The following is a 23,741-nucleotide window of genomic DNA, read 5'->3' on the forward strand; positions in this document are numbered from 1 at the left end:
GGACGGGCTGCACCGCGCCTCCAGGCCGGGCCGCGGTGATCAGCGTCCGACGGTCAGCGCGGGAGCCCGCTCACCCACGCGCGGAACGTGATGGCATCGCTGTCACGGAGGACGACTGCCGGGGAGTCCTGCGCGTCGTACAGGAGTGCGAGGCTCTCCGGTGGCAGGCCGGCCAACTGTCGATCCGCGAGCGAGGTCGGGTCGACGAGCGCAGGGCTGGCGAGGAACGCGAGGGGCTGCGAGTCGGACTCGGCGACCGCCGTCCGGCCGTCGATGAGGGCCCGGACCTCGGCGGGGTGCAGCACGACGACGTCGCCGCCGACGAACAGTCGGATGACCGGGCGTGGGCGACCGCCGGGGCCGAGTGGGACGGTGGTCCAGTCGGCGCTGCACGCGGCACCCCGCCAGGGCGGGATCGCGATGCCGTCCGGTCCGAGCGCTGCGGGGGCCACTGCACGGGGACGGACGACGCGCTCCTGCAGGTACGCCTCGAGCCCCGCGTAGCCGCGGGCCAGGCCTATGACGTGGAAGAGGCGCTTCCCGGTCGCGTCACGTGCCTGCAGGCCGCCGTACTGGTTCGCGATCGGCAGCACCGCCGCGATCTCGGCCAGGTCGACGCGACGCTCCTGGTGGAGGCCCTGGCGGACCAGCAGGTGGTCCTCCATCGCGAGCACCCGAGTCCGGCGCATCGAGCGGGACAGCACGATGCCGCCGATGCCGGCCAGCAGGAGGACGACCGCCACGATGACGAAGCTGGGCTCGATGCCGGTCGAGATCGTCGTGGCGGCGCCGAGTGCCAGCAGGGCTCCGACCACGACGAAGACGATGGCGACCACGCGGATGAGGACCCACTGGAAGGTCCGCAGGCGCACCGTGACGAGCGCGCCGTCCGCGTTGGGCAGCGACTCCCCACGCTCACGACGTCGGCGGTCGCTGTGCTTGGTCGCGGCTGTCACCGACCTCGTGATGACGAACGCCGCGATCATCGCGATCCCCACGGACGTGATCGTGATCCACATGTGTCGTCCCCCTCGTGCTGCGGCCCGTGGACCGAGTGGCCGACCTCCACGTCCGGAACGATCGGCCACTCGATCATGCATCCCCGATCGCCGATGACGTTCGCGGACCCCCCACTGTGCATTGTGCAGAGTATCAATTCCGGAAGTGTCTGCAAGTTCGTATGTCGCGGTGCTGTGGCTCGAACGGGGGTGGTCGCCGCCTGTGGAGGACGGAACCTCACGGTATTTCAGCGGTTAGGATCGAGCACGCAGTCGATTCTTGAGGGGGACGATCGTGATGTTGACGCGCGCCGGGGGAACCGGGACTCGGCAAGGGAGCCGCATCGCGGGAGTGGTGGCCGTCACGGGTGCACTCGCGCTGGTGCTCTCGGGGTGCACCGCCGACCAGGACCAGGTGACGAGTCCGTCGCGCGTGCTGCAGACCGTGGACACGACGCTGGCCACGAACGGCGCGGTGAACGCGATCTCGGACACGACGATCTCGGTAGCCGGTGAGCGCTCGTCCTCGAAGACCGTCGACCACGACGTGACGAAGGCGGCGGGGGACCTGCCGCTCCGGATCACCACCCAGTACACGACCGACAAGCGCTCCGGGACCGACCTCGCCGACCTCGACGGGTACTCCGGTCGCGTCGAGATCGACGTCACCGTCGAGAACCTCACGGTCCGGTCGCAGAACCTGTCGTACGACGTCGCCGGGGCCTCCCGTTCCACGCCGGCCCTGGTCGGTGCGCCGTTCAGTGTCGCCGCGTCGACGGTGCTCGACGGGGTCGCGCCGGACCGCATCGTGACCGAGTCCGTCGACGGTGGCGCGTCCACCGACGGGGTCGTGAGCACGAACGCCTCCGGCGACGCCGTCGTCCAGTGGGGTCGTCTGCTGGCGCCGCCGACCTCGGGTGCGAGCAGCACGCTGCACCTCGTCGCCGACGTTAGCGACTTCTCCGCGCCCGCGATCGACGTCGCGGCGCAGCCCGGGCTGACGACCGACCTGTCGACCAGCGGCGTGATGAACGGGGCGTTCGGGTCCGAGACGGACTCCGAGCTCGCCCTGCAGCGCCGGACGATCGACCTCATCGCGCGGGTCAACGAGGTCCTCGCACGAGCCGGCGGGACCATCACCGAGGTCCGCACGAACCTCGAGTCGACGTCCGAGACCCTCGGTGTGCGGACGGCTGAGCGGCTGCAGGAGAGCAGCGCGTCGCTGGCGAGCACGATGCAGTCGCTGTCGGGCGAGCTCGGTTCGCTGAACGGGGACCTCGGCTCGATCGTGCAGGCGACCCAGTCCACGGTGCTGCAGCAGCTGCAGCAGACGACGGGCAGCCTCGATGCGTTGCTCGGCGACACCTCGGCGACGGCGCCGGAGCCGGTGTTGGACGGTGAAGGCTGCAAGGCCGTCCCGCAGACCGGTGCGGCGGGCTCGAGCGTCTACGGGAACCTGCTGCGCGTGTCCGCGCAGCTCGAGGGCTACGCCGACGCGAGCGAGGCGTGCAAGCAGCAGGTGAGCGCGCAGCTCGCGACGTCGGTGGGTCCGGCGTCGCCGGACGCTGCGGCCTGCGCCGCCCAGGAGGCCCGTGGTTCGTTGACCTGCGCGCTCTGGGAATCGTCCGCTGCGGTCAACACCTCGCTGATCGGCCTGGTCAGCAAGGGACGGCAGCTCGCGGACGGGCTGGACCCGAACCTCGCGGACACCGCGATCGAGCAGTCCGACGCACTGAACGCGCAACTGCAGGAGATCGCCGGCAGGCTCGACGCCCTCGGCAGCGACCAGGACGGTGCCGTCGAGCAGGCCCTGACCGAACTGGACGGCCTCGTCACGACCACCGAACAGTCGGTGCGCCCGGTGCAGGAGGCCGTCGCGAACGTCCGGAGCCGCGCACAGTCCTCGCGGAGTGAGCTCGGCGAACTCGATTCCCGGTTCGACCGCTCGATGCAGGCGCAGAACCGGGCGCTCGCTGACCGGTTGTGCGAGCTCGCCCGTCCGGGGCTGTTCAGCTCGGAGCAACTCGACCAGGACGAGGTGGATGCGCTCCGCGGGTACCTCACCGCGACGCCGTGCCCCGGGACGGACCAGCCCGAGGGGACGACCCTCCGGCCCGGCTTCGGCTTCACGACGCCGATGGACCAGCGCCTCGACGAGCAGGCCACGGCGTGGGATGCGCTCATCGCCGAGACGGACCCGCGGTCGACGACCGGTGTCGGTTCGGCCCTGAACGAGCTCGCCACCGCCGTGGGTGCATTGCGACAGGGCGTCCAGGAGGTGCGCTCCGCGGTGCAGCAGGACGGCGGCTCGGTCGCGGGATCGGTGCAGCAGCTCAAGGGTCTCCTCGAGGAAGCGGAGGAGTCGGGCACGGTCGTCACCGGCCAGCTCCAGCAGGTGCGTGACCAGCAGAAGGAGCTGCAGGACGCGGTGCGCGAGGCCTTCCAGAAGGCTTCGGACGACTCTGGCAAGCAGGTGCAGGCACTGATCGACGACCAGGTCCGCAAGGTGAGCGAGACCGCTGGCACCAGCCGGAAGGCCGTCGTCGACGCGTTCGACAAGTCGATCGCTGGTCTCCGCACCACCTCGGGCGAGGTCACGACCGACTCGAAGGGCACCATCGACGAGCAGAAGGGCGCGCTGCAGGAACAGAGCAGCGGTCTCGCCTCGGCGGTGGACGAGCAGACCGTGGCGAGCCTCCAGCGCATCGACGCGAGCACCAGCGCCTCGGTCCGCGACGTCGAGGGCGCGAGCACGCTCCTGACCGGTGACCTCAACCGCGTGATGCTCGACCTCGGCGACCGCAAGGTCAACGGCTCCGGCATCCTCGGTGCGATGGCCACGAGCGCGGCGAAGTCCGACTCCGCCGACTACCAGCTCGCCCTCGCGTCGCAGAACGCCTCGGGCTACGCCAACGTCCGAGCCGAGGACGTCGCCGGCATCCTCCTGCAGCAGGAGCAGCTCCGCGCCTCGCTCGACCGCGCCGCGAAGCTCCCCGCCTTCCGTCTCGACGTGCCGTCCAGCGCCACGTCGACGACGCTCTACGCCTTCCGGATCGGAGCCGAGCGATGAGCCACGTGCAGGACCAGTCGACCGAGCCGACCGTCGACGAGCAGGGCACCGACCACCCGGATGCAGCCGACGCGGCGCGGACCCGGAAGCGCCGCCGCACCGCGGTCATCGTCGCGATCGCCGTCCTCGTGGTCGCCGCCGTCGTCACCGCGGTGGTCGCGGTCCGCGTCTCCGCGTCCACCCCCGCCGAGGCGGTCTCCGCGACGGCCCCGGTGCCGATCAGCGTCGCCCACGTCCCCGACGGCACGAAGATCGGCGTCGTGGTCACCCTCGGTGACGGCGAGGGTGCCCAGTGGGACGACGCCGCGCAGGGCGCCCTCGTCGCGCAGCGTCGCCTCGAGCTCGGCGGTACGGACGTGCAGCTCGTGACGGAGAACGACGGCGGGTCCACCGACGGCGCACGGAAGGCCGTCGAGGCCCTCGCGTCCGACGGGGTCTCGGGCATCGTCGTCGCGACCTCCGGTGAGCACGTCCGCGGTGCCTTCGCTGCGGCCGCCGACGCCGGCATCCCCGTCGTCGCGCCGTACGCGACCGGCGGGGACGACGCCTGGTCGACCGCGCCCTCGACGGAGTCCGTCGCATCGGCGATGCAGGACGCGCTCGGCGACGCCGCTTCGCCCCTGCTCGTGGACCTCGGTGGCGGAGCGCCGTCCGGTGTCCGGTTCGCCCACGTCCTCGACGCCACGCGAGCGCCGGACCTGAGCGCGCTCGCGACGACGATCGCCCAGCGCACCGGCGCAGCGGCGGGATCGACCGACGCCACGGCGCGGGACGAGCAGGACGACAGCGCGCAGGACGCTCCCGAGCAGACAGCCGCGGACTCCGACGCGGTGGTCGTCAGCGGTCCGGCCGGTCGACAGGGCGCCCTCGTCGCAGCGCTCCAGGAGGCGAACGTCACCGCACCTGTCGTCCTGACCCCCGAGGCCACCAGCCCCGCCTTCGCAGCGGCGCTCGCACAGGCCGGCGGCAGCCTCAGCGGCACGTTCCGCACCATCGGTGTCGAGACGGACGACGCCCGCGCCCTGTCGTCGAACGCCGAGGGCCGTGCCATGTCGGCGTTCCTCGGCGGCGTGCGGGTCCTCGCGGACGACGCGGACGCGAAGAACCTGACCGGTGACCGGTCCTTCGCATCGGTGGCGTCGGTGGCGGACGCCCGCAGTCACGATGCGGTCGTGGCGCTGGTGACGGCCGTCGGGTCGGCCCGGAGCGCCGACGCCGCCGAGGTGTCGGACGCGTTGGCCCGGCTCGACCTGGGGGCCGGAGACGGCCTCGCGGGCCCCGCACTCGACTTCGGCGCGCGACAGGCCCTCGGCGATCCCGCCGGTGTGCTCGCCGCCTCCGCGCAGGACCTCGGGCTCCGCCCCGCCACTGCGAACGAGGACGACGGGGCCACGCCCGCCCTCGTCTGGTTCTCCGACTCGACGGACTGACCCCGTCCCAGCTGCACCACCCGCACCGCCGCACCACGCCCAGGGAGGACCGCCCATGCGCCTGCTGATCGAGCTCGACGACCGCCGCGAGACGATCGAGGCCGACGGGTGGTCGGAGTCCTCCACGCTGGGGGACCTCGTCGCGGCGTCGCTCGGCACCCCGCTCGACCCCGGGACACCCCTGGCGGTCGACGGCCACCGGACGAGCTCGGACACCCCGCTGCGCGACCTGGTGCTCCTCGAGGGCTCCCGGGTCGCGCGCACCACCGAGGAACCGCCGCGCACGGTCGACGGCTGGAGCGTAACCCTCGCAGGAGGCCTCGAGGCGGGGCTCGTCGTCGCGGTACCGCGCAGCCGTCGGCTCGTCATCGGCCGGGCTCCGCAGGCCGACGTCGTGCTCCCCACCGAGAGCGCGTCCTGGGAACACTGCACCGTCGAACGCGAGGACGACGGTGTCCGGGTGCGCGACTCCGGCTCCACGAACGGCACCGTCATCGCTGGGGAGCGCATCGACGACGAGGGTGTCCTGCTGACCGGCACCACGAGCGTCATCGTGGGCGGTGCGGTGCTGCTGCTCCGACCGGAGCTCCCGGAGACGACCGTGCCGGCGGCGGGGACGCTCCCGAACCTCACCCCGGCCGCCACCGCACCCTTCAACCGGCCGCCCCGGCCCGGCCGGATCACCGACACCGAGCCGGTGTCCCCGCCGACGCGCAAGGACGTCGCCCCGGCGTCGAAGTTCAGCTGGATCACGGTCGCGGCGCCGCTCGTGCTCGCCGGGGCGATGGTGCTCCTGCTCGGGGACGCACGCTTCGCCCTGTTCGCGCTGCTCAGCCCCGTGACCGCGATCGGCATGTGGTTCGAGCAGAAGCACCGCCGGGCGAAGAACCTCAAGGAGGAGGAGACGCGCTTCACCGAGGCGGTCGAGACCTTCCGGAGCGAGATCGCCGCTGCCGCTGCCGTCGAGGCGGCCCGTCGGCAGGACCTCGTGCCCGACCCGGCGACCGTCGTGCGCCGGGCGCTCCTCCCGACCACCGCCCTCTGGCAGCGCCGGTCGGACGACGACGACTTCCTCAGCCTGCACGCCGGCACCGGCGACGCGCCCTGGCGTCCCGAGGTCGACCAGCGTGCGGCGTCGTCGAAGCTCGAGGACGAGGCGAAGGCCGCGATCGCGGACAGCCGTCTCACGGCGGCACCGGTCGTCGCCGACCTGTCGGACGCCGGTGTCGTGGGGATCGTCGGTGACCGCGACGGTGCGCTCGCGCTCGCCCGCAGCCTGCTGGCACAGGCGACCGTGCACTGCGGGCCGGCGGACCTGACGGTCGGGGTGTTCTGCGACGCGGGCCGACAGGACGACTGGTCCTGGGCCTCCTGGCTGCCGCACACGCGCGTGGCGGGCAGCAGCACCGGTGCCCGGTGGATGTCGGCGCAGCGCGACCAGAGCGCGGCCGTCCTGCGCGGGCTGCAGGAATCGCTCGACGAGCTCCCCACGCCGAACCTCCTCGTCGTCGTGGACTCCGACGTCCTCACCGAGGGGCGCGACGCCCCGGCGCGCAGCCTGCTCGGCCAGGGCCGTGCGGTGCCCGGTGTCTCGCTGCGCCCGGGGGAGCGTCGCCAGCGGGTGAGTGGCATCGTCATCGCGACGAATGAGCAGCAGCTGCCCGCCGCCTGCACGTCCATCATCACGGTCGGCACCGATGCGGCTGCGACCGTGTACCGTCCCGAGGACCGCACGCGCGTCGAGGACGTGGTGCTCGCCGGCCTCGCCCCGGACACCGCGGAGCGGGCCGCCCGTGCCGTCGCCCACTTCGACGACCCGGAGCTCACGGTGCCGGGTGCATCGCTGCCGTCGCTCGTCCGCCTGCCCGACCTGCTCACGCGGAGCGCCGCGGCGGCGGGCAGCACCGACCGCGCCGCGAGCCCGGGCGCCACCACCGTCGACACCACGACCGCCGAGGGCATCCGCACCCTGTGGCAGACCAGCACGGGCACCTCGACCCCGGTCGGTTCCTCGGAGTCCGGCGTCCTCGAGATCGACCTGGTGCGCGACGGCCCCCACGGCCTGGTCGGCGGGACCACGGGTTCCGGCAAGAGCGAGTTCCTCCGCTCGTTCGTCGCCGGCCTCGCGGCCCGGAACGACCCCACCCGGCTCAACTTCCTGCTCGTCGACTTCAAGGGCGGCGCCGCCTTCGCCGCGTGTGAACGGCTGCCGCACACGATCGGCACCATCAGCAACCTCGACGAGCAGCTGGCCGACCGCGCGATCCGGGCGCTGGAGGCCGAGCTCGAGCGTCGCCAGCGGGTCTTCGCGACGGCCGGCGCCGACATCGACAACCTCGACGCCTACCTGGCGACGCGGCCGACCGAGCCGATGCCGCGCCTGCTCTTCGTCGTCGACGAGTTCGCGATGCTCGCGAAGGAGTTCCCCGACGTCCTGACCTCGCTCGTCGCGATCGCCGCCGTGGGCCGCACGCTCGGGGTGCACATGGTGCTCGCGACGCAGCGTCCCGCGGGTGTGGTGAGCGAGGACATCCTGGCGAACACGAACCTCCGGGTGGCGCTCCGCGTGCAGAGCCGCGAGGACTCGACCAACGTCATCGGCGTCCCGGCCGCAGCCGGCATCGGTCGGCAGCAGACCGGCCGCGCCTACGTGAAGCTCGGGCAGGACGACATCACCCCGGTGCAGACCGCCCTGGTCACGGGCCGCGCGCGCGACGAACGGGTCGAGCAGCCGGTCTCGGTCCGTCCGACCGACGTCTTCGGCGTCCCGGCACCCGTGCCGGCGCCCGCACCGAGCGCGTCGGACGACACCGACCTCGACGTCCTCATCGAGGCGATCCGCGCCGCGAACGACGCCGCCGGGTACGCGGCACCTCGTCCGATCTGGCCCGAGGCGCTGGGGGACCGGGTCGACCTGGCGGACGTCCCGGAACCGTCCGACAACGGTGCCCGGCGCTTCGTGCCGGTCGCGCTCGCCGACGACCCGGACCACCAGCGCCAGGTCGCCGGCGGCTGGGACCTCGACGAGGGCAACCTCGTGCTGATGGGCATCCCGGGCAGCGGGACGAGCACCGCCCTGTCCGCCCTCGCCCTGCGCCTCGCGCGGACGACGAGCCCGGACGACCTCGACCTCCTCGTGCTGGACATGGGACCGGGGGACCTGGCACCGCTCGCGCAGCTGCCGCACACGACGGCCTACGTCGGGTCCGGTGCCGGGGCGGGCGAGCTGCAGGCCCGCTTCCTGCGGCACCTGCGCGCGGACCTCGAGCGTCGGCGCGCGAGCCCCGGCGGGCGACGGGCCGTCGTGCTCATCGACGGCCTCGCCGCGCTCCGCGACGAGTACCAGGACTTCGAGGGCCAGCAGCTGCTCGACGCGCTGTACCGCGTCTACGCGGAGGGGCCGGCACTGGGGATCTCGTTCGCCGTCTCCACGACCCGGGCGAAGGCCGTGCCGTCCGCGATGGACGAGGTCACGACCCAGAAGTGGATGTTCCGCCTGGCCGACCCGTACGACTACGCGTCCATCGGGGTCCGTCCGAAGGACGTCCCGCCACCCGTGCCGGGTCGGTACATCGACTCGACGACGAAGCTGCAGAGCCACGTCGCGACCCCGTCGGTGCCCCTCGCCGGAGCCGTCGCCGAGGTCGCCGCGGCGTGGCCGGACGCCGCCGCGAAGACGAGCGCCGTCGGTCGGCTGCCCGATGCGGTCCGCGTGCAGGACCTCCGGACCCCGGCCCGCTTCGACACGGAACCGTGGCGCCTGCCGGTCGGGATCGCCGAGGACGATCTCGGCACCGCGGCGCTCGAGGTCTACGACGGCGAGCACGTGCTCGTCGCCGGCCCAGCGCGCTCCGGCAAGTCGACGGTGCTCCTCGCCCTCGCCGACCTGGCGCGGTCCGCCGAGGGCGTCCGTCCCGCGGTGTGGGCGATCTGCGACCGCCGGTCACCGCTCGCCGACGGTGTGTTCGACCGCCTCGCGGTCGGTGCGGACGAGGTCCCCGCCCTGCTGGCGAGCCTCCGCCTGGAGCGGGGCCCGGTCCTGCTGCTCGTCGACGACGCCGAGCGCTTCGACGACGCCGACCAGTCGATCGCCTCGCTGTTGTCGTCCGAGCGGCCGGGCCTGTGCGTGGTCGCGGCCGGCCGGTCCGCCGACCTCCGCTCGCTCTACAGCCACTGGACGCGCGCGGTCCGGAAGTCCCGCTGCGGCGTGCTCCTGCAGCCCGACGTCGACTACGACGGCGAACTGCTCGGGGTCCCGCTGCCCCGTCGCGCCCCCGTCGCGCTGACGGTGGGTCGCGGCTACGCCGCGTCGGGCGGCTCCGTCCGTCTCGTGCAGACGGCAGCGCCCGGCGCCTGACCGGACCCGCCACCTGCGGTCGGGAGGCGCAGCCCGAGCCCGCCACGCGCCTCCAAACGGGCGACTCCCGCACCCAGCTCCGCGTCCATGGAGCAGAACACGTCGGGTCGCGGGCCGCCACCCGACGTCTTCTGCTCCATCGAGGAGCACGCGCGGAAGGGGACGCACGCGCGGAAGGGGACGCACGCGCGGGCGCGGACACGAGCACGAACGCGAGCGAGCACGGGCACGAGCGCGGGCCCGTGCGGCAGCCGCGTCAGTCGCGGGTGGTGATGCCGAAGGGCGAGCTCTCGAGGTCCGTGAAGTTGCCCACGGTCGCCCGGACCGTGCACGACGGCGCGACGGACAGCGCGGTCACCACGAGTCCGTCGGACGACACCGCGAGCGCACCCGAGCACCCGTCGGCGAAGCGGACCCCGGACTCCCCGCCGGCGACGTCGGTGAGCATCTCCGACGGTTTCCCGGTCGAGGGGCTGCGGTAGAGCGGGTTCAGTTCGTCGGCGCCGCTCGGCCAGACCGGCACGAGCGTCACCGGCAGCGTGGTCTGGCTCACCGTGCGGTCGGGCGTGCGGACCTCGACGCCCTGCAGTCGCTGCACGGGGTACGAGGTGCCGGTCACGGTCTGGTCGGTGACGGCCGTCGTGGTCGCGCTGCCCGCCGCGTCGAGCCACTCCTGGAGCCCGGCCTGGTCGGGCACGTCGGACAGTCGTACGGTCGCCTGGACGGTCAGGTCCTCGCCCGCCCGGACCACCACGTCGGAGAGCGTCCAGCCGCAGCGGACGTCGACGCCGGTCAGCGACGGTCGGTTCCGGGCACCGGTGACGTCGTCGCCGGTCGCTCCGTCCCCGGTCCACGTCACCGCGGGGCACTCGGACCGCGCCCCGACCCCGGGCACCACCTCGAGCAGCGGGCCGCGGAGCGTCGCGGACTGGGCGGCGTACGTGATCGACAGGTCGACCGTGCGGGCCTGCGGGTCGACGGTCGCCTTGCGGGTCGTCGAGAGCCCGGTCGGCAACGGACGGTCCTGCTGGAAGGCGCTGGCGGCCTGCGCGGTCCGCGCGGCGCTCGGCGTGCCCTTCCCGCCCAGGGCCCCCGGGAGCCAGACCACCCCGCCGACGACGAGCGCCGCGACGAGCACGACGCCGAGGGCACCGAGCCCGAGCATGCGGTTCGTGAGCCAGTCCGGACGGTGCCACCGGCTGCCAGCGGGAGCCTCGGGTTCGCGAGCGGCGGCGACCGGAGGGCGGGCGAGCGGCCGGAAGACCGTCCGCGAGCCCGCCGGGCCGAGTTCGGGCACCGGGCCGGCGTCCTCTGCGCCGGCCGACGGTCCACCGGACGGATCGGAGCCACCCGCGGGGGAGCCGTCGGCGCTCCCGGGACGGAGCCCGCGCACCACGGTGGCGGGTCGCTCGACCTCGGCGAAGGACTCCGGGTCGGCAGTCCGGGCCAGCGCCGGGGCGTCGGCCAGCTGCCGGGCGAGGCGGCGCAGGGCGGCCGCGGCGTCGGCGGCCGCGGGGCGCCCGGCCGGGTCCTTCGCGAGCATCGTCGACACCGCCGCCCAGAGCGGCTCGGGGACGTCGAGCCGTGGCGGATCCGAGGTGACGTGGCGGTAGGCGACGGCGAAGTCGGTGCCCGGTCCGGCGAACGGCGTCCGTCCGGCCAGGAGTTCGTAGAGCATCACCCCGGCGCCATACACGTCGGCCGCGGGCCCGGAGCGCCCCTGGCTGATCGACTCGGGCGCCATGTACTGCGGGGTCCCGAGCAGGCCGGTAGTGGTGCGCTGCCGGTCCGCCATCACCGTCGCGATGCCGAAGTCCGACACCCGCACCTCACCGGTCGCGCCGGGGGTCCACGGGGTCGCGAGCAGCACGTTGTCGGGCTTCACGTCGCGGTGGGTGACGTCCTGCGCGTGGGCGGAGGCCAGGGCGTCGAGCGTCTCGGCGGTGATCGTGAGGGCATCGCGCGGCGACAGCGTGCCGGAGCCGGCGAGCAGGTCCCGCGCGGAGCCACCGCCGACCAGGTCCATGACGATCGCGAGCCGGTCGCCCTCGACGACCAGGTCGCGGACCCGGACGATCGAGGGGTGCTGCAGGCCGAGGAGCACCGTGCGCTCACGGACGAACCGTTCGACGATCGCGGGGTCCGCCGCGAGCTCGGCGCGGAGGAGCTTCGCGGCGACGTGCTCGCCGGTCGCGGTGTGCTCGGCGCGCCAGACCTCGCCCGTGGCACCCGTGCCAAGCAGGTCGACGAGCCGGTACGACGCACCGAGCGGTTCGCCGCGGCCGTACTGCGCCCGCCCCTGGTCCGTCACGTTGCCCCCGAGTGCCCCTGGCCGACCCCTCGTCGACCTCGCGTCATGTTACCGGCCGGGACCTGCGGCGTACTGCACGTCGATGGCGTGCTGGGTGAAGCCCGAGCGCCGGTAGAGCGCGAGCGCCGGCTCGTTGTCGCCCTCGACGTAGAGCGCCGCCGTGTCGAGTCCGCGGCCGGCGAGCCGCGCCGAACCCGCGCGCATGAGCACGCCGCCGAGCCCCTGCCCGTGCAGGTCCGGACGGACGGCGACCGCGTAGAACTCGCCGACGCCGTCCTCGACCTTGAGCCAGCACGACCCCGCGAGCGCACCCTCGGCGTCGCGGAGGAGCAGGAGGTCGTCGCCGTCGAACCAGGGCTCGGCTTCGCGGGCCCTGAGGTCGTCGAGGGTCATCCGCCCCTGTTCCGGGTGGTGGGCGAAGGCGGCGGCGTTCAGGGCGAGCCAGGCGTCCTCGTCGTCGGGGTCGCCGGCGCGGAACGACGACAGCGACAGCCCGGCCGGCACGCGGGGGTCGTCGGGTGCACCGGCGACGGGTGCCCGGAGCTGCAGGAGGGTGCGGACGGCCGTCCACCCGTGACGGTCCGCGAGTGCGCGTGCAGCGGGGTGGTCGCCGTGCGCCCAGGCGAGCCGGGGCGGCGCTGCTCCCGCGTCGGCGGCCCCGCCGCCCGGGGTGAGCGCCTGCTCGACGAGGGCCGAACCGATGCCCTGGCCACGGGCCTCCCGGGCGACCACGAGCTCCAGCTCGCCGTCCCGGACCACGGCGACCCCGCGCTCGTCGCCGACGACCGTCGCGCGGCCCGCACGCACGTCGACCAGGGTCTGGTCGGAGAACGGCGGTGCCTCGCCCGCGGCGATCGAAGCGCTCGCGAGCATCTCGACGACGGCGAGCACTACTGCCCCGCCAGCCGGTCGGCCTCGTCGTCGTGGACGTTGAAGCGGTAGCCGACGTTGCGGACGGTGCCGATGAGCGACTCGAGGTCACCGAGCTTCGCGCGGAGGCGCCGCACGTGCACGTCGACCGTGCGGGTGCCGCCGAAGTAGTCGTAGCCCCAGACCTCGCTCAGGAGCTGCTCGCGCGTGAACACCCGCGACGGGTGCGTGGCGAAGAACCGGAGGAGCTCGAACTCCTTGAAGGTCAGGTCGAGCGGTCGACCGCGGACCTTCGCCGAGTAGCTGGCCTCGTCGATGACCACACCGGACGCCTGGATCTTCGACCCCGTCGGGTTCTTGGCGGCACGGCCGGCGGTCAGGCGGATGCGCGCGTCGACCTCGGCCGGACCGGCGCTCTCGAGCACGACGTCGTCGACGTTCCACTCGCTGTTCACCGCGGTCAGTCCGCCCTCGGTGACCACCAGGATGATCGGCGTCGTCGAGCCGCTCGTCGCCAGGATCTTGCAGAGTGCCTTCGCGCTCACCAGGTCGAGGCGGGCGTCGACGAACATCAGGTCGCTCTGCGGGGCGTTGACCAGCTGGGCGGCCTCGGCGGGGACGTGGCGGATCCGGTGGCTCAGGAGACCGAGACTCGGCAGGACGTCGCCGGGCGCGGCTGAGGTGAGTACCAGGAGCTGGGCCACAGGACCTCCAGAACGAGGGGACGTCGTGGAGCCATCCTAGTGATGCCTGCGGAGCCGCCTGCCGACCGGCCGGTCGGTCGGGCTTCCGACGGCGGTCGCGCGGCCCTGCCATGATGGAGCGCGTGACCGAGCCCGTCCCGCCCCTCGACCAGCGCCGACTGCGGCTGACCTCCGTGCTGCCGGTCTGGGTGCTCGCGGTGATCGGGGCCGTGCTCGTCCTCACCCTGACGCAGAAGGACTCGTTCGCCTGGCTGCTGCTCGTGTTCGTGCTGTGCGTGCTCGTCAGCTTCGTGCTGCAGCTCATCACCGCGACGAAGGACGGACTGGTCGAACGGATCAGCATCGCGTCCTCGGGGGCGTTCGTGGTCGTGCTCGTGACGGCAGTGGTGCTCCTGGCCCGCTGAGCGACACGCGCCTCGTGACGCCTCGCGCCCTTCGCCCCGCGACCGCGCCCTTCGCCCCGCGACCGCGCCCGCGCCCTGCGCCCGTCGCCCTGCGACCCGCGGGGCCCTGCCCTGGCGCCGTCAGGTGTCCCGCGTAGACTCGCCGCATGGATTCGCTGCTTGCGCTCGAGCTGTTCTACGTGGGCCTCCTCGGCCTGGCGTCGCTCGCGATCGCGTTCATCTCGGTCGTCGTCGTCGTGAAGCTGTTCAAGGGTCAGCGTTGATCGAACTGCCGGAGGGCCTGGCGCCCGAGCTCGTCCCGCTGTCCTGGCTCGTCGGTGTCTGGGAGGGCACGGGCGTGGTCGAGTACCCCGTGGGCGACGAGGACGAGCCCCGCAAGTACGAGTTCGGCCAGCGCGTGAGCTTCAGCCACGACGGCCTGCCCTACCTCAACTACTCCTCGACGACGTGGCTGCTCGACGACGACCACACGCCCCTCGCCGCCGAGATGGGCTACTGGCGCATCGACCGTCCGAACGAGCCGGGTGACCGTGGCCCCGCGATGCTCATGGGTGACGGGCCGGCCCCGTTCAGCACGGTGGAGAGCGTCGAGACGCTCCGCAACACGACCGACGGCTTCGACGTCGAGGCCGCGATCATCCACCCGACGGGCGTCAACGAGCTCTACGTGGGCCGCGTCAAGAAGGGCCGGATCGACCTGGCCACCGACGCGGTGATGCGCTCGCCGAACGCGAAGGACTACTCGGCGGCGACCCGGTTGTACGGTCTGGTCGAGGGCAAGCTCTTCTGGGCGTGGGACATCGCCGCGCTCGGGCAGCAGCTCACGTCGCACGCCTCGGGGCAGCTCGCGAAGGTCGACTGATGGCGGTCTTCGCCGACCGACCGGGCTTCGTCGCGTCGGATGCCGGTCCGGCCGCGCACTTCGGCAACCCCACCGGCGAGCAGCGCGCGCTGGCGTCCGGGCGTGCCGTGGTCGAGCTCGGTCTCGGCGTCGTGTCGGTCACCGGGCCGGACCGGCTGTCGTGGCTCAACTCGATCACGTCGCAGCTGCTCACCGGGCTCGCACCGGGTGCGAGCACCGAGACGCTGGTCCTCGACCAGTCCGGCCGCGTCGAGCACGCCGCCCGCGTGGTCGACGACGGCGAGGTCACGTGGCTCCTCACCGAGCCCGCCGACGCGGCTCCGCTCGCCGCCTGGCTCGACTCGATGCGCTTCATGCTGCGGGTCGAGGTCGCGGACCGCTCGGCAGACCTCGTCACCCTCGGCAGGTTCGACGGTTCGGCAGCACCGGACGACGTGGTCGTCGAGTGGGTGGATCCGTGGTCGTCGGTCGCGCCCGGCGGATGGGGCTACGCCGCCCTGGAGGCCCACCCCGGCTCCGACTGGACCCTTCGCATCGACGTGGTCACCCCGGACACCGCGGCTGCGCTGGCAGCGACGGACGCGCCGGTCGCGGGGCTGCTCGCGTTCGAGGCCCTGCGCATCGCCGCGTGGCGGCCCGCGCTCTCGGACGTCGACGAGCGGACGATCCCGCACGAGCTCGACTGGCTCCGCTCTGCCGTGCACCTGTCGAAGGGCTGCTACCGCGGGCAGGAGACCGTCGCGAAGGTGCACAACCTCGGACACCCGCCGCGTCGGGTCGTGATGCTCCACCTGGACGGGTCGGACGGCGTGCTGCCCGCACCCGGCTCCACGGTCGAGCTCGACGGCAAGGACGTCGGACGGCTCACCGCGTCGGCGCTCCACCACGAGCTCGGGCCGATCGGGCTCGCCGTCGTGAAGCGCTCGCTCGACCCCACGGCGACGCTGACGCTGACGGTCGACGACGTCGTCGTCACCGCGGCGCAGGAGACGATCGTCCCGCCGGAGGCCGGAGCGACGGCGAACGTGCCGCGCCTGCCCCGGCTCGGGGCCGTCCGCCGCTCGTAGGCCGGGGCCGCACCCGCACGGGCCGAGTCTCGCGCTGAGCGACGATCCTCGCGGTCACGAGCCCGAGGAGTGTCGCCCGGACCGAGTCTCGGGTCGCGCAGGCGCGGGGGCGCCGTCAGGCGGGGGCGACGGCGGACCAGGGGACGCTGAGCTCGCCGAGGCGCCACCGCGTCACGCCGTGCAGCACCGGCCATCCCCGGTCGCGCATCCCGTGCACCGTCGCAATCCAGCGCTGCCGCGGGCCGTACGTCCCGAGCGGTGCGGCGACCGCCCACGACCGGTCGAAGTCGAGCAGGAACGCGTGCACCCGCTCCCCGGGGACGTTCCGGTGGATCAGCGCCTTCGGCAGCCGCTCGGCCACGATGCTCGGCAGCTCGAGGTCGGCGACCCGCAGCGACACCGTGAAGGTGTGCGGCGCGTGCTCGTCGAGGGTGACCCAGGAGGCCACCCGCCCGACCTCGTTGCAGGTGCCCTCGACGAGTGCGCCGCCGGGCTGCAGACGGTCCTGCATGATCCGCCACGAGTCGACGACGGCCGACTCGTCGTACTGCCGCAGCACGTTGAACGCCCGGATCACGACGGGCCGTCGTCCGTCCGGCGTCGGCGTCTCGAACCCGCCGAGGCGGAACGTCACCCCGTCCCGGGTACCCGCGTTCGCCAGGGCCACGCGGGCCGGTTCGATCTCGATGCCGGTGACCTCGACGTCCGGGCGGACCCGGGCGAGCCGGTCGCGGAGCTCGAGCGTCGTCGTGGGTCGCGCGCCGTACCCGACGTCGGCGACGAGCGGGTCCGCGGTGCGACGGAGGGCCGGGAGTGCGGCGATCCACCGGTCGACACGGCGCAGCCGGTTGTACCCGGTGGTCCCGCGCGTGACGTTCCCGATGGGCATGCGACCAGGGTACGGGCCTGCGGCCGCTCGGTAGACTCGGACGCATGACCTCCACGCTCGTCCTGCTCCGTCACGGCAACAGTGACTGGAACCAGAAGAACCTGTTCACCGGTTGGGTCGACGTCCGGCTCAGCGAGCTGGGCGAGAAGGAGGCGAAGCGCGCCGGCGAGCTCATCGCCGAATCGGGCATCGTGCCCGACGTCCTGTACACGTCGCTCCTGACCCGCGCGATCCAGACCGCGGACATCGCCCTGCTCGAGGCCGACCTGGCGTGGCTGCCGGTGAAGCGCGACTGGCGGCTCAACGAGCGTCACTACGGCGACCTGCAGGGCAAGGACAAGGCCCAGACGCTCGAGCAGTACGGCGAGCAGCAGTTCATGGAGTGGCGTCGTTCGTTCGACGTCCCGCCGCCCCCCATCGCGGACGACGCCGAGTGGTCGCAGGCCGGGGACCGCCGCTACGCCGACCTCGGCGACCAGCTGCCCCGCACCGAGTCGCTGAAGCTCGTGATCGACCGCCTGCTGCCGTACTGGGAGTCGGACATCACGAAGGACCTCGGCGAGGGGAAGACCGTCCTCGTCACGGCGCACGGCAACTCCCTGCGCGCGCTCGTCAAGCACCTCGACGGCATCTCGGACGACGACATCGCGGGCCTCAACATCCCGACGGGCATCCCGCTCGTGTACGAGCTCGACGACGACTTCCGCCCGACGAAGCCCTCGTACTACCTCGACCCCGAGGCCGCTGCTGCCGGCGCCGCTGCCGTGGCCGCCCAGGGCGCGAAGAAGTAGGACCAGCACCACGACGAACGCCCCGCCGGTTGCCGGCGGGGCGTTCGTGCGCCCAGGGGTCTCCGGGCAGAGGGGTCTGCCGGCTCAGACGAAGTGGTCGGCGATCTCCTGGACGAGCGCCCCGACGTCGTACGGCCGGCCGGTGTCGACCCGCACGACGGGGACGCCCGGCAGGCCGATCGGTGCAGCCTGGTCGCCGTGCTCGTCCCAGAAGGCCAGGACGTCCGCCAGGTCCCCGTGCACCTCGTGCCGGACGGGGAGCGTGCCGGGCTCGTACCGGTCGCGCAGCCGGTCTGCTGCGGTGACCCGGTCGACGGTGCAGAACACCTCGACGGCGCGCGGTGACCCGGCGGAGGCGAGTCCGGCCTCCAGGCGGTCCCGGTCACGGGACGGCAGCCAGACGGCGTCGACGACGACCCCGTTCTCGACGGCCCGCGCCATCGACCACATCGTGTCCATCGCGATCCCGCCGAGCTCGCGGGAGCCGATCATCGGGCCGACCACGTCGGCCAGCGGCTCCTTGATGCGGTCCTTCGACAGGAAGGGGCAGCCGAGCACCTCGGCCAGGGCGGCACCCACCGTGCTCTTGCCCGAACCGGGCATCCCGTTGACGACGATCGCGACCTGAGCCATGCCACGATCCTCCCACCTGCCCGCATCGCAAAACGCAACGACGGCGGTTGCTCGCAGCGGGACAGCGCTGCGAGCAACCGCCGGGGTTGCGTTTCGCGGGAGTCAGGCGGGGGAGGCCGTCACCGACGCGGCGCCGGCCCAGTCGCCCGTCGCCAGGTACTCGACCTTCTTCGCGATCGACACCGCGTGGTCGGCGAAGCGCTCGTGGTAGCGCGAGGCGAGGGTCGCGTCGACCGTGTCGACCGGGTTGCCCTTCCAGGTCTCGCCGAGCACGAAGTCGAAGACGCTGGCGTGCAGTTCGTCGACGGCGTCGTCCTCGTCGCGGATCTCCGCCGACAGGGCGATGTCCTCGGTCGCGAGCAGACGCGTGAGCTTCTGGGCCATCTGAACGTCGTGTGCGCCCATCTGCTTGAAGGTGCCGCGGAGGCCCTTCGGCACGACCTTCTCGGGGAAGCGCTGGCGGGCGAGCTGCGCGATGTGCTCGGCCATGTCGCCCATGCGCTCGAGCGACGAGCTGACGCGCAGCGCGGTGACGACGACGCGGAGGTCGCGGGCCACCGGGGCCTGGCGGGCGAGGATGTCGATCGCGATCTCGTCGAGGCTGTTCGCAGCGGCGTCGATCTTGGCGTCGTCGGCGATCACCTCCTCGGCGAGGGCGACGTCGGACTCGCTGAACGCCTGGGTCGCACGGGTGATCGCGGACTCGACGAGCCCGGCGATCTCGGTCAGACGCTCCTGGACGTCCTGGAGCTCCTGCTGGAAGACTTCGCGCATGGGGGATGTGCCTCTCTGATGCGTACCGGTCGAGTGTCGTCAGCGCAGGTGAACGAACGGTGACGCGCGGCTGAACACCTCGCGATCCGGAGCCGGAAGCGCCCGGAACGGGGGTGAACGGCACCGGAACCCCGCGTGACCATCCCTACACTGGCGGCATGGACAACGCGTGGCTCGTGCCACTGTCGATGCTCCTCGGCGGGGTCTTCGGCGCGGGTGTCGTGGTGCTGATCATCACGGCGGAGCGCACGGCCCGGGCAGCCGACGTCGCGGAACGGACGCTGCCCGACGGTGTCGCCGCGGTCATCGCCACGATGCACAACCCGGCCGTGGTCGTCGACCCGTCGAACACGGTCGTCGCCGCGTCGCCGCAGGCACTCACCGTCGGCCTGGTCGTCCGCCGGAAGCTCGTGCACGACGAACTCGCCGAGCTCGTGGACCGGGTGCGCAGGAGCGGCGAGATGGCGTCGGAGGACCTCGAGCTCCCGCGCGGGCGCAGTGGTGAGCTCGTCGGGTACCTGAGCTTCCGGGCCGCGCAGCTCGGCAACCGCTACGTGCTCGTGACGGCCGACGACCTGACCGAGAGCCGCCGCATCGACGAGGTCCGCCGTGACTTCGTCGCCAACATCTCGCACGAGCTGAAGACGCCGATCGGTGCGATCGGCCTGCTGTCCGAGACCCTGGTGCTCGCGGCGGACGACCCCGCGCACGTCAAGAAGTTCGCGACGCAGCTGATCACCGAGTCGGAGCGCCTCGGTGCCCTGACGAAGGACATCATCGAGCTGTCCCGGCTGCAGTCGGTCGACACCCTCGAGAACAGCGAGGAGACCTCGATCGACAAGGTCGTGCAGGCCGCGGTCGACGCGAACGAGGTCATCGCCCGGGCACGGGACATCGAGCTCGTGCGGGCGAAGCGGTCGAAGCTGCGGGTCATGGGGGACCCGGGGCTGCTGCAGGTCGCGGTGTCGAACCTCATCGCGAACGCCGTCAAGTACTCCCCGGACCACACCCGCGTCGGCGTCGGCGTCCGGTCCACCAAGGGCTTCGTCGAGATCGCGGTCACCGACCAGGGCGTGGGCATCCCGGAGTCCGACCTCGACCGTGTGTTCGAGCGCTTCTACCGCGTCGATCCCGCCCGGTCGCGCGCCACCGGTGGCACCGGCCTCGGGCTCGCGATCGTCAAGCACGTCGTCGGCAACCACGGCGGCGACGTGCGCGTCTGGTCCCAGCCCGGCAAGGGCTCGACCTTCACGATCCGTCTCCCCGAGGCGGATCCCGAACTCACCACCGCACTCGAAGAGCAACTGGAAGAGCAGTCATCGTGACCAAGATCCTCATCGTCGACGACGAGCCGGCCCTGAGCGAGCCCCTGGAGTTCCTCCTGCAGCGCGAGGGGTACGAGACCGCCGTCGCGGCGGACGGCGTGACCGCGCTGTCGAAGTTCGACAGCGAGAACCCCGACCTCGTGCTGCTCGACCTCATGCTGCCGGGCCTGAGCGGCACCGAGGTGTGCCGGCAGATCCGCACGCGGTCGAACGTGCCCATCATCATGCTGACCGCCAAGGACTCCGAGGTGGACATCGTCGTCGGACTCGAGCTCGGTGCCGACGACTACGTGACGAAGCCGTACTCGACGCGGGAGCTCCTCGCCCGGCTGCGGGCCGTGCTGCGCCGCCGCACCGAGGAGGACCCGGGCGACAGCGGCATCCTGCAGGTCGGCGGGATCCGGATGGACGTCGAGCGGCACACGGTGTCGGTGGACGGGTCGGAAACGCCGATGCCCCTCAAGGAGTTCGAGCTGCTCGAGCTGCTGCTCCGGAACGCCGGCCGGGTGCTCACCCGTGGACAGCTGATCGACCGGGTGTGGGGCTCGGACTACTTCGGCGACACCAAGACCCTCGACGTCCACATCAAGCGCATCCGCTCGAAGATCGAGCGCGTGCCCAGCACGCCGGAGATCCTGGTCACCGTGCGCGGGCTCGGGTACCGCATCGAGGGCTGACGCAACGGACTGGAGGCCCGTGGCCGGTTCTCGGAACCGGCCACGGGCCTCCAGTCTGGTGCTGCTGGCGCCGGTGGCGCCGTCGGGCGTCAGTTCGTGCCGTTGTCGCCCTCGGACGAGTCGGTCTGCGAGTCGCTCGGCTGCGTGCCGGGGACGTCCTGGTCGCCGGTGGACGTCGCGCCGGAATCGGCCGGGGAGGTCGCGGTGCTCGACGGGGTGGGCGTCGGTGCGAGGGTCTGGTACTCCTCGAGCGAGCTGGTCAGCACCGGCACGGTGGCGGAGACGCCCTCGGCTCCGGAGTACGAGAAGTAGACCTTGGCGAGCGAGCCCGGGGTGGCGTCGGCCTGGTCGAAGAGGACCTCGCGGCCCGTGGCGATCTGCGAACCCTGCTGGCCCTCGCCGACCTGCGTGCTGGCGTCGCTCGTCGAGTCGTCCGGGTTCGCCAGGTCGAGGCGGCTGTCCGCGGGCACCTCGACGGTCTGGGTGTCGCCCCCGACCTCGATCGACAGCGTGACGTCCTCGTCCGACGACGTGTTGACGAGCGTGCCGAGGAAGCGCGCGGTGTCGCCGTCGTCCGAGATGAGGAGCGCGTTGCGGATGTCGACCGAGCCGGTCGTCACGTTCACGCCGTCGGTGATCTGCTTGATCTCCTTGGTGTGCGCGGGCGACATGAACTCGCAGCCGGTGGCGCCGAGCGCGATGGATGCCGCAACGGCGACGGACACGAGTACCCGAGCTCGCAAGAGATTCCTCCGGAAGATCACGATGTGGACCAGGCGGTCCGCGGCCATCCTACCGATCGTCGGGGGTGTGGGCCGCCCAGGCCCATTACCCGAAAGGGCCTTGTGGTAAACTGGGGGTCCTGGGAACGGAGCCTGATACATGCAATTCGAGGTCGGCGAGACCGTCGTCTACCCCCACCACGGGGCGGCAACCATCTCTGAAGTCAAGACGCGCGTCATCAAGGGCGAGGAAAAGGTCTACCTGAAGCTGCGCGTCACGCAGGGTGACCTGACGATCGAGGTGCCGGCGGACAACGTCGACCTCGTGGGCGTCCGCGACGTCATCGGCAAGGAAGGGCTCGACAAGGTATTCGAGGTCCTGCGGGCACCCTTCACGGAAGAGCCCACCAACTGGTCGCGCCGGTACAAGGCGAACCTGGAGAAGCTGGCGTCCGGTGACGTCATCAAGGTGTCCGAGGTCGTCCGCGACCTCTGGCGTCGCGACCAGGACCGCGGGCTCTCCGCGGGCGAGAAGCGGATGCTGGCCAAGGCCCGGCAGATCCTGATCTCCGAGCTGGCACTGGCCGAGAAGACCGACGAGGACAAGGCATCGACCGTCCTCGACGAGGTCCTCGCCTCCTAGCGCGGACCCCAGCTGGACGACACCACGACGACCGCCCTGCTCCCCGAACGGGTGAGCAGGGCGGTCGTCGTCGTCGCGGCGGGATCCGGCACCCGGCTCGGCATCGGTGACGCCAAGGCGTTCGTGCCGGTCGCCGGCGAGCTGATGCTCACCCGCGCGGTCCGGACGGTCTTCACACTGCCCGAGCCCACCTTCGTCGTGGTCGTCGCGCCGGCTGCTCGGCTCGACGAGTGCCGTGCGCTGGTCGCTGCCGTCGCCGGACCCGCTGTCGACCTGACGGCGGTGGTGCCGGGCGGGGCCGACCGACACGCTTCGGTGCAGGCCGGTCTCGACGCCCTGCCCGACGGTGTGGCGTGGGTCGGCGTGCACGACGCCGCACGGTGCCTGACCCCGGCTGCCCAGTTCGACGCCGTGTTCGCCCGCGCACGCGAGACCGGTGACGGCGTCGTCCCGGCGCTGCCCGTCACGGACACGGTGAAGCGTGTCGACGGCGACCGGGTCGTCGAGACCGTCGACCGGTCCGCGCTCGTCGGGGTGCAGACGCCGCAGGTGTTCCCGCTGCGCGCGCTCCGCGACGCCTACACGGCCGCACTGCAGTCCGAGACCGACGACGCCGGTGTGTTCCGCGCGGCCGGCGGGGTGGTCCGGACGGTCCCCGGCGATGCCGACGCCTTCAAGATCACGACGCGGTGGGACCTCGCCCGGGCCGAGGCGGTCGTCGCGGGCACCCGAGCGCCCACCGTGCGCATCGGCCTCGGCGTCGACGTGCACGCCTTCGACGCCGCGTCCCCGTGCCGCGTGGGGCTCCTCGACTTCCCGGGCGAACCCGGTCTCTCCGGGCACAGCGACGGCGACGCGGTGGCGCACGCGGTGTGCGACGCCCTGCTCTCCGCCGGGGGGCTCGGGGACATCGGTGGCCGCTTCGGCACCGCCGATCCGCGCTACGCCGGTGCCGCCGGTGACGTCTTCGTCCGCGGCGCCGTCGAGCTGCTCGCCGGCGCCGGGCTGGTGCCGACCTCGGTCACGGTGCAGGTCGTCGGCAACCGTCCCCGCATCGGTCGTCGCCGTGCCGAGATGCAGGCAACGCTGTCCGCGGTCGTCGGGGCCCCGGTCGCGGTGTCCGGGACGACGACGGACGGCCTCGGCCTGACCGGGCGCGGCGAGGGGCTCGCCGCGATCGCCACGGCGGTCGTCCGGCCCGTTTGACGAGCCGT

Annotated in this window: 19 protein-coding genes; 11 read left to right on the plus strand and 8 right to left on the minus strand. The window is 72.7% G+C overall.

The window, feature by feature from the left end; all coding sequences use genetic code 11:
- Positions 1-53: 53 nt before the first annotated feature.
- Positions 54-1,019, minus strand: coding sequence for a hypothetical protein (locus QUG93_RS09300; RefSeq protein ID WP_289473622.1), 966 nt, complete (start codon positions 1,017-1,019; stop codon positions 54-56).
- A 334-nt stretch (positions 1,020-1,353) separates the two neighbouring features.
- On the opposite strand from QUG93_RS09300, the gene QUG93_RS09305 reads away from it, so the two are divergent.
- The 3 genes from QUG93_RS09305 to QUG93_RS09315 are packed head-to-tail and all read left to right on the plus strand — an operon-like array spanning position 1,354 to position 9,855.
- The gene (locus tag QUG93_RS09305) at positions 1,354-4,068 is read left to right on the plus strand and encodes a hypothetical protein (RefSeq protein ID WP_289473623.1); all 2,715 of its coding nucleotides are present in this window, start codon (positions 1,354-1,356) and stop codon (positions 4,066-4,068) included.
- Positions 4,065-5,498 carry an ABC transporter substrate-binding protein gene (locus tag QUG93_RS09310; RefSeq protein WP_289473624.1) on the plus strand — a complete coding sequence of 478 codons (1,434 nt, stop codon included), beginning with the start codon at positions 4,065-4,067 and terminating at the stop codon, positions 5,496-5,498. Before QUG93_RS09305 ends, QUG93_RS09310 begins: the two co-directional genes overlap by 4 nt.
- 55 nt (positions 5,499-5,553) lie before the next feature.
- The gene (locus QUG93_RS09315) at positions 5,554-9,855 is read left to right on the plus strand and encodes a type VII secretion EssC family protein (protein ID WP_289473625.1); all 4,302 of its coding nucleotides are present in this window, start codon (positions 5,554-5,556) and stop codon (positions 9,853-9,855) included.
- 256 nt (positions 9,856-10,111) lie between these two features.
- Here QUG93_RS09315 and QUG93_RS09320 read toward each other — a convergent pair whose 3' ends face one another.
- Genes QUG93_RS09320 through QUG93_RS09330 form a run of 3 tightly spaced genes read right to left on the minus strand, consistent with a single transcriptional unit; the run spans position 10,112 to position 13,740 of the window.
- Positions 10,112-12,166 carry a serine/threonine-protein kinase gene (locus QUG93_RS09320; protein ID WP_289473626.1) on the minus strand — a complete coding sequence of 685 codons (2,055 nt, stop codon included), beginning with the start codon at positions 12,164-12,166 and terminating at the stop codon, positions 10,112-10,114.
- 48 nt (positions 12,167-12,214) lie between these two features.
- The gene (gene mshD, locus QUG93_RS09325) at positions 12,215-13,057 is read right to left on the minus strand and encodes a mycothiol synthase (RefSeq protein WP_289473627.1); all 843 of its coding nucleotides are present in this window, start codon (positions 13,055-13,057) and stop codon (positions 12,215-12,217) included.
- Positions 13,057-13,740, minus strand: coding sequence for a winged helix-turn-helix domain-containing protein (locus tag QUG93_RS09330; RefSeq protein WP_289473628.1), 684 nt, complete (start codon positions 13,738-13,740; stop codon positions 13,057-13,059). The genes mshD and QUG93_RS09330 overlap by 1 nt, the downstream gene beginning before the upstream one ends.
- Positions 13,741-13,862: 122 nt before the next feature.
- Here QUG93_RS09330 and QUG93_RS09335 point away from each other — a divergent pair, with 122 nt between their 5' ends.
- The 3 genes from QUG93_RS09335 to ygfZ all read left to right on the plus strand — a co-directional run bounded on the left by QUG93_RS09335 (position 13,863) and on the right by ygfZ (position 16,073).
- Complete coding sequence (locus QUG93_RS09335; RefSeq protein WP_289473629.1) at positions 13,863-14,144, plus strand: hypothetical protein; 282 nt, start codon at positions 13,863-13,865, stop codon at positions 14,142-14,144.
- Between the two features lie 259 nt (positions 14,145-14,403).
- On the plus strand, positions 14,404-15,006 hold the full coding sequence (locus QUG93_RS09340) for a heme-binding beta-barrel domain-containing protein (protein WP_289473630.1): 603 nt from the start codon (positions 14,404-14,406) through the stop codon (positions 15,004-15,006).
- A complete protein-coding gene (gene ygfZ, locus QUG93_RS09345) occupies positions 15,006-16,073 on the plus strand; it encodes a CAF17-like 4Fe-4S cluster assembly/insertion protein YgfZ (RefSeq protein WP_289473631.1) in 1,068 nt (355 codons plus the stop codon). The genes QUG93_RS09340 and ygfZ overlap by 1 nt, the downstream gene beginning before the upstream one ends.
- A 115-nt stretch (positions 16,074-16,188) precedes the next feature.
- Here the strand turns inward: ygfZ and QUG93_RS09350 are convergent, their stop codons facing one another.
- Entirely contained in the window at positions 16,189-16,962 is a 774-nt protein-coding gene (locus tag QUG93_RS09350; RefSeq protein WP_289473632.1) for a class I SAM-dependent methyltransferase, read from the minus strand.
- A 44-nt stretch (positions 16,963-17,006) separates the two neighbouring features.
- Between QUG93_RS09350 and QUG93_RS09355 the strand changes: the two genes are divergently transcribed.
- A complete protein-coding gene (locus QUG93_RS09355; RefSeq protein ID WP_058729300.1) occupies positions 17,007-17,753 on the plus strand; it encodes a phosphoglyceromutase in 747 nt (248 codons plus the stop codon).
- Between the two features lie 84 nt (positions 17,754-17,837).
- Here QUG93_RS09355 and QUG93_RS09360 read toward each other — a convergent pair whose 3' ends face one another.
- Positions 17,838-18,386 carry a P-loop nucleotide/nucleoside kinase family protein gene (locus QUG93_RS09360; protein WP_289473633.1) on the minus strand — a complete coding sequence of 183 codons (549 nt, stop codon included), beginning with the start codon at positions 18,384-18,386 and terminating at the stop codon, positions 17,838-17,840.
- Between the two features lie 102 nt (positions 18,387-18,488).
- Entirely contained in the window at positions 18,489-19,160 is a 672-nt protein-coding gene (gene phoU / locus QUG93_RS09365; protein WP_289473634.1) for a phosphate signaling complex protein PhoU, read from the minus strand.
- Between the two features lie 158 nt (positions 19,161-19,318).
- Here phoU and QUG93_RS09370 point away from each other — a divergent pair, with 158 nt between their 5' ends.
- Positions 19,319-20,485: a sensor histidine kinase gene (locus QUG93_RS09370; RefSeq protein WP_289473635.1), complete on the plus strand. Its 1,167-nt coding sequence runs from the start codon at positions 19,319-19,321 to the stop codon at positions 20,483-20,485.
- Positions 20,482-21,162, plus strand: coding sequence for a response regulator (locus QUG93_RS09375; RefSeq protein ID WP_289473636.1), 681 nt, complete (start codon positions 20,482-20,484; stop codon positions 21,160-21,162). Before QUG93_RS09370 ends, QUG93_RS09375 begins: the two co-directional genes overlap by 4 nt.
- Positions 21,163-21,251: 89 nt before the next feature.
- On the opposite strand, the gene QUG93_RS09380 is transcribed toward QUG93_RS09375, so the two are convergent.
- Positions 21,252-21,887 (minus strand): hypothetical protein, encoded by a 636-nt coding sequence (locus tag QUG93_RS09380; RefSeq protein ID WP_289473637.1) that lies wholly within the window; start codon positions 21,885-21,887, stop codon positions 21,252-21,254.
- A 157-nt stretch (positions 21,888-22,044) separates the two neighbouring features.
- Here QUG93_RS09380 and QUG93_RS09385 point away from each other — a divergent pair, with 157 nt between their 5' ends.
- Together QUG93_RS09385 and ispD are read left to right on the plus strand one after the other, a co-directional pair.
- Complete coding sequence (locus tag QUG93_RS09385) at positions 22,045-22,527, plus strand: CarD family transcriptional regulator (RefSeq protein WP_017888066.1); 483 nt, start codon at positions 22,045-22,047, stop codon at positions 22,525-22,527.
- A 51-nt stretch (positions 22,528-22,578) separates the two neighbouring features.
- Positions 22,579-23,733 (plus strand): 2-C-methyl-D-erythritol 4-phosphate cytidylyltransferase, encoded by a 1,155-nt coding sequence (gene ispD / locus QUG93_RS09390; protein ID WP_289473638.1) that lies wholly within the window; start codon positions 22,579-22,581, stop codon positions 23,731-23,733.
- Positions 23,734-23,741: the final 8 nt, after the last annotated feature.

Origin of the sequence: Curtobacterium caseinilyticum (genome assembly GCF_030363035.1) — a bacterium.
In the GTDB taxonomy this organism is placed as follows: domain Bacteria; phylum Actinomycetota; class Actinomycetes; order Actinomycetales; family Microbacteriaceae; genus Curtobacterium; species Curtobacterium caseinilyticum.

Coding starts and splice junctions, on each gene's coding strand:
- QUG93_RS09385 (WP_017888066.1), top strand. CDS start 22,045: ATGCAATTCGAGGTCGGCGAGACCGTCGTCTACCCCCACCACGGGGCG.
- QUG93_RS09350 (WP_289473632.1), bottom strand. CDS start 16,962: ATGCCCATCGGGAACGTCACGCGCGGGACCACCGGGTACAACCGGCTG.
- ygfZ (WP_289473631.1), top strand. CDS start 15,006: ATGGCGGTCTTCGCCGACCGACCGGGCTTCGTCGCGTCGGATGCCGGT.
- QUG93_RS09315 (WP_289473625.1), top strand. CDS start 5,554: ATGCGCCTGCTGATCGAGCTCGACGACCGCCGCGAGACGATCGAGGCC.
- phoU (WP_289473634.1), bottom strand. CDS start 19,160: ATGCGCGAAGTCTTCCAGCAGGAGCTCCAGGACGTCCAGGAGCGTCTG.
- QUG93_RS09370 (WP_289473635.1), top strand. CDS start 19,319: ATGGACAACGCGTGGCTCGTGCCACTGTCGATGCTCCTCGGCGGGGTC.
- QUG93_RS09300 (WP_289473622.1), bottom strand. CDS start 1,019: ATGTGGATCACGATCACGTCCGTGGGGATCGCGATGATCGCGGCGTTC.
- QUG93_RS09360 (WP_289473633.1), bottom strand. CDS start 18,386: ATGGCTCAGGTCGCGATCGTCGTCAACGGGATGCCCGGTTCGGGCAAG.
- QUG93_RS09310 (WP_289473624.1), top strand. CDS start 4,065: ATGAGCCACGTGCAGGACCAGTCGACCGAGCCGACCGTCGACGAGCAG.
- QUG93_RS09355 (WP_058729300.1), top strand. CDS start 17,007: ATGACCTCCACGCTCGTCCTGCTCCGTCACGGCAACAGTGACTGGAAC.